Source organism: Actinokineospora enzanensis DSM 44649, assembly GCF_000374445.1.
Classification (GTDB): domain Bacteria; phylum Actinomycetota; class Actinomycetes; order Mycobacteriales; family Pseudonocardiaceae; genus Actinokineospora; species Actinokineospora enzanensis.
In genome coordinates, this window is sequence record NZ_KB894429.1 from 113,619 (window position 1) to 124,075 (window position 10,457).

Sequence of the window (10,457 nt, forward strand, 5' to 3'; positions counted from 1 at the left end):
TCGGTGCCCTTCGGGACGGCCGGGAGTCCCGTCCACGGTCGGGTGACGGGCCGGAGACTGGGTCGGGTGAAGGCTCCGACGGAGGATCGGGACCGTCCCGGCGATCGGCGTGCCCCGGCGACCGACCGGCCCGCCGAGGACGCGCGGCAGGTCAGGCCGGGGCGGCCGTTGAACGTGGGCGCGGTGGCCCGGTTGCAGGGGGCGGCGGGCAACCGGGCGGCGGCGCGGCTGGTCGCTTCGCGGCGGGCGGTGGCGCCCGTGCAGCGGCTGGCCACGGAGACGCGCGCCGGTGCGGGGTCGGATCCGAAGTTCGCGGCCGTGGAAGCCGATATCGCGGGCAAGCAGAAGGCGATGAAGGCCCATCCGGCGCCCGCGGCCGAGGCGTCCGCGGCGGCAGGTGCGGCCAAGCCGCCGCCGGATGACAAGGAGGCGCAGGGTAAGGCGGCCAACGCGGAGAAGATGAACGCCGCCAAGCCCGGGGAGTTCGACAAGGCCGCGTTCGTCCGCGCGGTCAACGAGGCCATCGCGGCCCAGGCGCCCAAGAACCTCGACGAGGCTGACAAGTTCGGTACTTCCGGCAAGGCCGACGCGGTCAAGGGGCAGGTGCAGGGCCGGGTCTCGGCGGGCAAGGACGCGGCCGCGGGCGCGATCGAGTCGACCACCAAGGCGCCCCCGGACATCGCCGCCGCCAAGGACAAGCCCGTCACCCCGCTGCGCCCCGACCAGCCACCACCGACCCCCGCCGCACCCGATCCGGCGAAGGCCGTTCCGGACGCGGCGCCACCCGCCGCTACCGACCTGTCCGCCGGGCCCAGGCAGGTCGACGACCACATGGCCGACGCGGGCGTGACCGACCAGCAGTTGGCTACGTCCAACGAACCCGAGTTCACCGGTGCGCTCGCCGAGAAGAAGGAAGCCGAGAACCACGCCGCCACCGCCCCCGGCCAGGTCCGGGCCGCCGAGGCCAGGACGCTGACCGACGCGAAGGTCCAGGCCGGACAGGCAGGCGCGGCCGCGATGGCCGGGCTGCGGAACGATCGACTGCGGGCGGGAACGTCGGTGTCCGGCGGGAAGGACGCCGCCAAGGGCCGGAACGAGGCGCAACAGGCGCAGGTCACCGCGACGCTGCAGAAGGTCTACGACGCCACGAAGAAGGACGTCGAGGACATCCTGTCCGGTCTGGACAAGAAAGTCGACGACGCTTTCACCATCGGCGAGAAAGCCGCCCGCGACGCGTTCACCGCCGACCACAAAAGGCGGATGGACGAATACAAGGACAAACGGTATTCCGGCTTCACCGGCAAACTCCGCTGGGTCAAAGACCAGTTCGCAGGCCTGCCGGACGAGGCCAACCAGATCTTCGTCACCGCCCGCAAGGGCTACGTCGACCGCATGCAACAGGTCATCTCCCGGGTCGCCGACGTCATCGGCGGTGAGCTCAACCGTGCCAAGGCCCGCATCGCCACCGGACGCGCCGAGCTCCAGGCGGAGGTGCGCAAACTGCCCGCGGACCTCCAGGCCATCGGCAAACAGGCCGCCGGGGAGTTCGCCGGGAGGTTCGACGAACTCGCCGAGTCCGTCGACGCCAAGGGCAAGGAACTCGTCCAGTCGCTGGCGTCGAAATACAACGAGGCGCTGAAATCGGTCGACGCGGAGATCGACGCCGAGAAGGAGAAGAACCAGGGCCTGGTAGCCAAGGCCATCGGCGCTGTCAAAGGCGTCATCGACACCATCCTGAAACTCAAGGACCTGCTGCTCGGCATCCTCGCCAAGGCGGCCGCCGCGGTCATGGCGATCATCCGTGACCCCATCGGCTTCCTCGGCAAGCTCGTGCACGCCGTCGGCGAAGGTCTGCGCTCGTTCCTGGCCAACATCGGCGAACACCTCAAGAAGGGCCTGCTCGGCTGGCTTCTCGGCGCCATGGCGTCGGCGGGTCTGCAACTCCCGGCCAGGTTCGACCTGCGCGGCATCATCATGATGATCGGCTCCCTGCTCGGCCTCACCTGGTCCGCCATCCGCGGCCGCGTCGTGTCCCGCGGTGTCCCGGAACCGGCGATGGCGGCGGTGGAACAGTCCGTCCCGGTCGCCCAGAAGCTGCGGTCCGAGGGGATCGGCGGCATCTGGGAGACGATCAAGGAGAAGGCGGGCGACCTCAGGGCCGGGCTGTTCGGCAAGATCACCCAGTACCTGGTGCCGACCGTGCTGATCGCGGGCATCACCTGGATCATCAGCCTGCTCAACCCGGCCTCGGCGTTCGTCAAGGCCGTCAAGATGATCATCGACTTCGTCGGCTTCGTGGTCGAGCGCGGCGCCCAGATCGTCACCTTCGTCACCGGCGTCCTGGACGCCATCCTGGCCATCGCGGGCGGCAGCGCGGGCCCGGTGCCCGCCCTGATCGTCAACGCCCTCGTCGCGGGCATCCCGGTCCTGATCGGTGTTCTCGCCGCCGTGCTCGGCATCAACGGCATCGCCGACAAGGTCAAGTCCTTCGTCCAGTCCCTGTCCAAACCGGTCATGAAGGCCGTCGACCGGGTGGTCGGCAAGATCGTCGCGGTGGGCAGGAAGCTCTGGTCCAAGCTCAGGAGCGGCGCGGGCAAGGTCGCGGACAAGGCCAAGGCGGGCGTTCGCTGGGTGGGCGAGAAGCTCGGTCTGATCGCCGTTCGGAAGAGCTTCAAGGCCGGGCAGGAAAGCCACACCCTGACACTCCTGGCCGGCGACCGGCCACTGCGGGTCATCGTCGCCAGCACCCCCAAGGACCTGCGGACCCTGGTCGCCGAACTCGCGCCGAAGGCGGACGAGGCAGGCCGCCTGGCGTTGCACGAGGCCGGGAAACGCTATGCCGAGATCAAGGATGTGTGGGACGAGAACCAGCGGATCAAGAACAGTCCGAAGTCGACCACGGACGCGCGCAAGGCCGCGGACGCGAAGCTGAAGGAGATCGTGCCCACGTTGACGACCGCCGCCGCCGAGATCGTCGACCGGCTGATGACGGTCGCGCAGCTGGGTGGCGCGTCGACCGCACCCGCGAGCGTGCGGAACCTGGCGGGTCCCGGCGGCGCGAGCCTGGCCGCGATGAGCGGCGGGCTGGCAGGCCAGATCACCAGCGACATCGCCGAGAAGAGGCTCACCATGGCGGCTGCCGCCGTGTGGCACCCGGCCGACGACCGAGCGCAGATCGTGGTCGCCTCGTCCAGCCCGTCGTGGCCCGCGCAGGTGTCGACCGGCCACGTGAAGGCCTTCCCCGGCGGCGTCCGCGAACACGCCGAGCGGAAGATCATCATGTGGGCGATCGCCAACGGATATAGGATCCACGCCGTCGCGGCGCACCGCCCCGTCTGCCCGGTGTGCCGAGCGGCCCTCTTCGCGGCCAAGGTCGAACACATCCAGCCCTAGTCGGAAGGTCCTCGACCATGAACTTCGATCAGCGAGTGACCAGGGCCCTCGGGTTGTCCGAGCGCGCTCGGCTGGCCTTCGTCGCCGCCGTGGTCGAGCACGCGCTGCGGGCGATCTGGGCCGATCTGGCCGACCGCGGGGACGACGCGCTCGCCACGGCCGCGGCCGAGCAGATCTGGTCTGTTGTGGACGGTCGGCCGGTGGACGGTGACGCGCTGGCGGCAAGCGAGCGCGACGCCATCGACGCGGCGCCGGACACCGAGGACGAGCCGGAGGCCGAGGACGTCACGTTCGCGCTGATCGCGCTGGCACACGCGTGCCGGGTCGCCAGGGGCGTCGATGTGGACGACAACGTGAGTGCCGCGGTGAGCAGCTGCGAACAGGCGATAGGCGCCCATGTCGCCGGTTCCCGACAGGACGATCGGTCCCTGGACGAACTGGCGAACGCCGACCCGCTGGAATGGCAGGACTATCCCGAGGTGCGTGCGGAGATCCACTACCAGCTGGCGATCCTGGACACCCTGGAGCAGGGGACGTCCATTCCGGACAGGGCAAGTCTGCTGGCCTTGTGACCAGGTCGCGGGCACCTCGGGTGCGGAGGTCCGGGCGACTAGTCCGAAGTGGACCGGGATGGTTCGGGACCTGCCAGGTATTCACGTAGTCGGGCGTGGCGGAACTGGTAGACCCCGCCCACCTGCCGCAGCACGCCGCGGCGGTGGGCGTCGTGCAGGAAGGTGATGGTGGCCCAGGGCAGCTTTCCCGGTGAGCGGCAGCCGGACGCGGGCGATCAGCCAGGGGCCCCAGACGGTGCCGAACAGGATCCACAGCAGGATGCCGACGCCTGCCGTGGTGGCGGCCCCGGGCAGCCAGAGCCGGTCGGCGAGGACGGTGTCGAAGGGGACGCCGAAGGCGGGTTCGACCGCCAGGTAGAGCATGACCCAGAAGACCGCCGCGCCGCCAGGGCGAGTGACCGGTCGCGTTTGTGCTGGTAATGCTGGAAAAAGTACCTGTGCATCACACGATGGAGTGGTCTGGCTGCTGGGGTCGACCGCATTCTCCATACGCTGGAGCACATGTCTGCGTTCCGGGTTCGTCTGGCTGTCGTGGTGGTTCTCGCCTCTGTTTCCTCGCTTGGGTTCGTCGTTCCGGCCGCGGCGGTGGCCAGGCCGGTGAAGGCGGAGGTCAAGCTCAAGTGCAGGCCCGGGACGTGGCGGGTCGACTACACCGCGGGGAGTGGGCGGCATGCTCCCGGTGCGGTGGTGACGACTCGGATCGACCTCGGGGTGGTCGACGAGTACGGGCCGGACAAGGTCACCGGTGCGGGGCCGTACGGGCTTGGTAGTGCGGCTACCACCGGGGACATCGTGCGAACGACCGACGGTAAGGGGGCGTGGTCGATCCATGAGGTGCTGAGTTACGGGCCTCGGCCTTCGGGATATCCCCGCTCCCATCGGCAGACGACCACCGTGACTCTGTATGTGGACGACGGGAATGGTCCGGTGACCGCGACGGACACGTGCACGCTGATGGTTCGGTGACCGCTGCCGGTCCGATACGCTGCTTCTGTTTGTACGGTGTCAAAGGGGGCGGCGATGACCACACTTGAGAACCGACCGAACTCGGCGCTGCTCGTCGTCGACGTGCAGAACGGTGTCGTCGCGGGCGCGCACGCGCGGGACGTGGTCGTCGGGAACATCGGGAAGCTCGTCGAGAAGGCGCGAGGGGAGAACGTTCCCGTCGTGTGGGTGCGGCATTCCGACGATCACCTCGCCAAAGGCAGCGACGAGTGGCGGATCGTGGGTGAACTCGAACCGCGCGACGGGGAGGCGCTGGTCGAGAAGAGCTATGGCGACTCGTTCGAGGACACGGACCTGGAGGCGGTGCTGTCCCGCCTCGCGGTCGGCCGCTTGATCGTCGTCGGCGCACAGACCGACGCGTGCATCCGATCGACCCTGCACGGCGCGTTCGTCCGCGGCTACGACACGACACTCGTCAACGACGCGCACACGACCGCTGACCTGTCCGCGTGGGGTGCTCCGCCGCCGGAACAGGTCATCGCGCACACGAATCTGTACTGGAACGAGCACTCCGGACCCGGCCGGACCGCAGGCACGGTGGCGACCGCGGACGTCGGGTTCGGCGCCACACCGTAGGCCGTGTCGCCGTCGCCGCCACACCACGACGAACACCTCGCTCCGGCTGTCACACCCGATGTCGACGACCTGGGGTCGGCGATACCTGCTGTCGGCCGGGCAAGATCGGCATCGGGGGCAGCATCGTGGACATCACCTGGGTCACCTCGCTCGGTGGTCCGCTGATCGTGACGTGATCGGGTGGGAAGAGACCGGCGCGATCCCGCGTGGTGGTCAAGTTTGGGGTGGCTGGGTTGGGAGGGCGGGTTGATGGTGGGCGGGTTGGGGGAACGGGCAGGGGTGAGGGAGGTGGGGTGAATGGGTGGAGTTAGGGATTAGGTGGGGTGAAAGGGAAGTGGGTGGAGGGGGCGTTAGGGGTGGGGGCAGGGGCGGGCTTGGGATCTGGTGTGGGTGGGTGTCCGGTGTGGAGTGGTCAGGGGGTGCATTCGGCGGCTCTGGTCAGTAGGTGGGCGCGTTCTCGTTGGTTGGTGGTCAGGGTGGCGGCTCGTTCGAATTCGGGGCGGGCTTCGGTGGGGCGGGAGAGTTTGACCAGGAGGTCGGCGCGTACGGCGGGTAGTAGGTGGTAGTGGGGTAGGGCGTTCTTCTCGACCAGGGCGTCCACGAGTTTCAGGGCGGCGGCTGGGCCGTCGGCCATGGATATTGCGACGGCGCGGTTGAGCTCGATCACTGGGGAGGGGGTGACGTGGGCCAGGATCGCGTACAGGGCGGCGATTCGGGCCCAGTCGGTCTTGTCGGCTGTGTGGGCTCGGGCGTGGCAGGCGGCGATGGCGGCCTGTACGGCGTAGGCGCCGGTGGCGCCGCCCAGGTCGATCGCGCGGTCCAGGGCGGCGAGGCCGCGGCGGATCAGAAGGCGGTCCCAGCGGGTGCGGTCCTGGTCGAGCAGGGTGATGATCTCGCCGGACGCGTCGGTGCGGGCTCGGAGGCGGGCGGCCTGTAGTTCCATCAGGGCGATCAGGCCGTGTGCCTCGGGCTCGTCCGGGGCGAGGGCGGTGAGGATCCGGCCAGGCGCATCGCCTCGTCGCAGAGGGCCGGGCGGGTGAGGTCGGGGCCCGCGGTGGCCGAGTAGCCCTCGTTGAACAGCAGGTAGACCACGCCGAGTACGGATGCCAGCCGGGGCGCGAGCTCGTCGCCGGTCGGCACCTCGAACGGGACCCGGGCGTCGGCGAGGGTCTTCTTGGCGCGGACGATGCGTTGGGCCATCGTCGTCGTGGGGACGAGGAAGCCGCGGGCGATCTCCTCGGTGCGCAGCCCGGCCAGCATCTTCAGGGTCAGCGCCGCGCGGGCGGGGCGGGTGAGTACCGGGTGGCAGGCGGTGAACATGAGGCGGAGCACGTCGTCCTCGACGTGCTCCTCGACCTCGATGTCGATCTCCTCGACGGTCTCCAGGGCACGGCCGAGCTCGGCGACCTTCTGTTCCAGCCGGATCTCGCGCCGCATCCCGTCGATCGCCCGGCGCTTGGCGATCGCCATGAGCCACGCGCCCGGGTTGTCCGGGATGCCCGACGCCTGCCACTGTTCGAGCGCGGCGACCAGGGCGTCCTGGGCCAGGTCCTCGGCCAGGCCGACGTCGCGGACCATGCGGGCCAGGCCCGCGATGAGCCGGGCCGCCTCGATCCGCCAGACCGCCTCGATCGCGCGATGGGTGGTGGGCATCGGTTCCGCTGCGGGCACGTCCTGGACCCAACCGCACGGTGCGGCGGGGCGCAACCAGCGGCTCGGGATATCGGCCGGGTGTCGGCGTGTCCGGTGGCATCGCCCGTCGCGTCGACGTTCCGGGTCGGGTCGCGCACTCGTCCGGTCGGAACGGTGGTCGCACCGTCCCGACCGGACGCGCCGATGGCGTCAGTTCCCCGACTCCTGCTCGGCCCGCCACTGGTCCGCGTTGGCCCGGCCCAGCTCGCCCACCCCGTCGGCGAACGCGCGCACCTCCGGCGTGGCGACCTCGGCGAAGTCCTCGGCCTCGAAGATCTGCCGGATCTCGATCTCGCCGACCCCGCCGGGCATCAGGTTGGGGCTGCGCTTGACCCACTCGATGACCTCCTCCCGGGACGCCACCTCCAGGATCGTGTAGCCCGCGATCAGCTCCTTGGTCTCGGCGAACGGCCCGTCGACCACCGTGCGGTCGTCGCCGTCGAACCGGATCCGCACCCCCTTCGAGCTCGGGTGCAGGCCGTCGCCCGCGAGCAGGACGCCCGCCTTGACCAGTTCCTCGTTGTACCGGCCCATCGCCACCATCGCCTCGACACTCGGCAGCTGCCCCGCCTCGGACTCGGCCGTCGCCTTGCCCAGCACCATGAACCGCATTGTCATCGCCTCCAAGCCAGTGCGGGGCCCCGGGCTCCCCGCCCGGGTCACGACCCCGTTTCACCAGGGCGTCGAACGGGCCTGCCCCGTTTCGACATCGTCCCGGACAAACTTTCGGATTTTTCCCGGGGGCCTCCTGGGCAGGGCCGACAGGGTCGGATTCGAACGAATGTTCGACGCCGCGCCGAGTGGGGAGATGCGCACCGCCTGCGTCGGCTTGACCTTGACGGTGGGTCAACCCGCCACCCTTCCGGCAGGGGCTCTCTCATGGTCGAGAGGCTCGCGGAAGGAGGCAGACGACCGATGACGGTTGATCATCCCGCGATTCGGGTGCGGGGGCTGGCGAAGTCGTACGGGACGGTGGAGGTGCTGCGCGGGGTGGACTTCGACGTGGCGCGGGGCAGCATCCTCGCCCTGCTCGGCGCCAACGGATCCGGCAAGACCACGACCGTGCGAATCCTCGCCACCCTGCTCAAGGCCGATGCGGGGACGGCGGTCGTCAACGGGTTCGACGTCGGTGCGCAGGCCGCGGAGGTGCGGGAGTCGATCAGTCTCACCGGCCAGTTCGCGGCGGTCGACGGTGTCCTCAGCGGCCGGGAGAACCTCGTCCTGATCGCCCGGCTGCGGCATCTCGACGACCCGGGCGCGGTCGCGGACGGGCTGTTGCGGCGGTTCTCGCTGACCGACGCGGCCGCACGCCGGGTGTCGACGTACTCGGGCGGGATGCGCCGCCGGTTGGACATCGCCATGAGCCTGGTCGGCAGGCCCGCGGTGATCTTCCTGGACGAGCCGACGGCCGGGCTCGACCCCGAGGGGCGGATCGAGGTGTGGCGGGCGGTCGAGGAGCTGGTCGGCGGCGGTGTGACGGTGCTGTTGACCACGCAGTACCTGGACGAGGCCGAACGGCTGGCCGATCGCGTCGCGATCCTGCGCGAGGGACGGATCGTCGTGAACGGCACCCTGGACGAACTGAGACGGCTCCTGCCGCCCGCCACCGTCGAGTACGTCGAGAAACAGCCGACGCTGGAAGAGGTCTTCCTGGCGGTCGTCGGGAGGCGGGCATGACCATCGGCGACACCGCCGTCCTCACCGGACGGACCCTGCGCCACGTCACGCGCAGCGCGGACACCGTCATCACCACCGCGGTCACGCCGATCGCCATGATGCTGATGTTCGTCTTCGTGTTCGGCGGCGCGATCGACACCGGCCCGACCCGGTATATCGACTACATGCTGCCCGGCATCCTGCTCATCACGATCGCCTCGGGCATCGCCTACACCTCGCTGCGCCTCTTCACCGACCTGGCGAGCGGGATGTTCGAACGGTTCCGTTCCATGCCGATCGCGCGGTCGGGGCTGCTCTGGGCGCACGTGCTGACCTCGCTGGCCGCCAACCTGATCTCGCTGGTGATCGTCGTGGGCGTCGCCCTGATCATCGGCTTCCGCTCGGGCGCGGATGTGCTCGGCTGGCTCGCGGTGACGGGCATCCTGGTGCTGTTCACCCTGGCGTCGACCTGGATCGCCGTGATCGCGGGCCTCACCGCGAAGACGGTGGAGGGCGGCAGCGCGTTCGCCTACCCGCTCATCTTCCTGCCGTTCCTCAGCTCCGCGTTCGTGCCCACCGCGTCCATGCCCGGCCCGGTGCGCTGGTTCGCCGACAACCAGCCGGTGACCTCGATCGTCGACACGATCCGCGACCTGTTCGCCGAACAGCCGGTCGGCGACGACATCCGGCCCGCCCTGGCCTGGTGCGCGGGCATTCTCGTCGTGGCACACGTGCTCGCGATGGTCGTCTACCGCCGCAAGATCGCCTGAGGCAGTCTGGGTCCCATGCTCACCATCGGCCGGTTGGCGGCCTACGCGGGGGTGACGGTGCGCGCGGTCCGCCACTACCACCGGATCGGTCTCCTGCCGGAGCCCGACCGCGACCGTTCCGGATACCGCACCTACGGCGCCGCCGCGGTGGTACGCCTGATCCGAATCCGCACCCTCACCGACGCAGGCGTGCCGCTGGCCCGCGTACAGGACCTCCTCGACGCGGACCCGACGGAGTTCGCCACCGGCATCGACGAGATCGACAAAAACCTCCGCACCCAGATCCGACGCCTACAGCACACCCGCCAACGCCTCGCCCGACTGGCCGCAGGCGACAACCTCGCGCTCCCCCAGAGCGTAGTGAACTACCTGGACCGTCTGCGCGACCTCGGCGTCGAAGAGCAATACATCGAAATGGAACGGGACGCCTGGATCCTCGTCGCCGCCCAGCTACCACACCTGATCGAAGCCGTGATCGCCACCAAACACGAGCAACTGGCCGACCCCGACATAGTCAAGCTCTACAGCTTCCTCCGCGGAACATCGGACTCCTCAGCCGACGACTCACGAGTCACCGAGATCGCCGACACCGTAGAACGCCTGATGATCCGCGCCGTACACGCAGGCGAGACAGACACCGACGACGCCCTCCCCGACCACTTCGTCGCCCTACTGGACTCCACCCTGCTGGAGTCCGCCCCCGGCGCCAAACAAGTGATGACAATCCTGGAAAAGCGAGGCTGGCAAGGCTGGACCCGCATCGAACAAGTCCCCACCCCCCACCTCCACCCCC

At 69.6% G+C, this 10,457-nt stretch carries 9 protein-coding genes and 1 pseudogene; 7 read left to right on the forward strand and 3 right to left on the reverse strand.

Annotation, left to right across the window (positions count from 1 at the left end; translation table 11 throughout):
- Window positions 1-66 precede the first annotated feature (66 nt).
- Complete coding sequence (locus tag C503_RS41020; protein WP_051114945.1) at window positions 67-3,393, forward strand: phage tail family protein; 3,327 nt, start codon at window positions 67-69, stop codon at window positions 3,391-3,393.
- Window positions 3,394-3,410: 17 nt separating this feature from the next.
- Window positions 3,411-3,965 carry a DUF416 family protein gene (locus C503_RS0126830; RefSeq protein ID WP_018685311.1) on the forward strand — a complete coding sequence of 185 codons (555 nt, stop codon included), beginning with the start codon at window positions 3,411-3,413 and terminating at the stop codon, window positions 3,963-3,965.
- 81 nt (window positions 3,966-4,046) lie between these two features.
- Here the strand turns inward: C503_RS0126830 and C503_RS46930 are convergent, their stop codons facing one another.
- Window positions 4,047-4,328, reverse strand: coding sequence for a hypothetical protein (locus C503_RS46930; protein ID WP_169514617.1), 282 nt, complete (start codon window positions 4,326-4,328; stop codon window positions 4,047-4,049).
- Between the two features lie 138 nt (window positions 4,329-4,466).
- Here C503_RS46930 and C503_RS0126840 point away from each other — a divergent pair, with 138 nt between their 5' ends.
- On the forward strand, window positions 4,467-4,931 hold the full coding sequence (locus C503_RS0126840) for a hypothetical protein (RefSeq protein ID WP_018685313.1): 465 nt from the start codon (window positions 4,467-4,469) through the stop codon (window positions 4,929-4,931).
- Window positions 4,932-4,985: 54 nt separating this feature from the next.
- Window positions 4,986-5,546 (forward strand): isochorismatase family protein, encoded by a 561-nt coding sequence (locus C503_RS0126845; RefSeq protein ID WP_018685314.1) that lies wholly within the window; start codon window positions 4,986-4,988, stop codon window positions 5,544-5,546.
- A gap of 412 nt (window positions 5,547-5,958) precedes the next feature.
- Here the strand turns inward: C503_RS0126845 and C503_RS42750 are convergent.
- Window positions 5,959-7,199, reverse strand: a pseudogene (locus C503_RS42750) (RNA polymerase sigma factor).
- 189 nt (window positions 7,200-7,388) lie between these two features.
- Complete coding sequence (locus C503_RS0126855; protein ID WP_018685316.1) at window positions 7,389-7,850, reverse strand: YciI family protein; 462 nt, start codon at window positions 7,848-7,850, stop codon at window positions 7,389-7,391.
- A 303-nt stretch (window positions 7,851-8,153) separates the two neighbouring features.
- On the opposite strand from C503_RS0126855, the gene C503_RS0126860 reads away from it, so the two are divergent.
- From C503_RS0126860 to C503_RS0126870, 3 genes are all read left to right on the forward strand, one after another.
- Window positions 8,154-8,915 carry an ABC transporter ATP-binding protein gene (locus tag C503_RS0126860; protein WP_018685317.1) on the forward strand — a complete coding sequence of 254 codons (762 nt, stop codon included), beginning with the start codon at window positions 8,154-8,156 and terminating at the stop codon, window positions 8,913-8,915.
- Window positions 8,912-9,664 carry an ABC transporter permease gene (locus C503_RS0126865; protein WP_018685318.1) on the forward strand — a complete coding sequence of 251 codons (753 nt, stop codon included), beginning with the start codon at window positions 8,912-8,914 and terminating at the stop codon, window positions 9,662-9,664. The genes C503_RS0126860 and C503_RS0126865 overlap by 4 nt, the downstream gene beginning before the upstream one ends.
- Window positions 9,665-9,679: 15 nt before the next feature.
- On the forward strand, window positions 9,680-10,457 hold a 778-nt coding region (locus C503_RS0126870; RefSeq protein WP_018685319.1), incomplete at its 3' end, for a MerR family transcriptional regulator.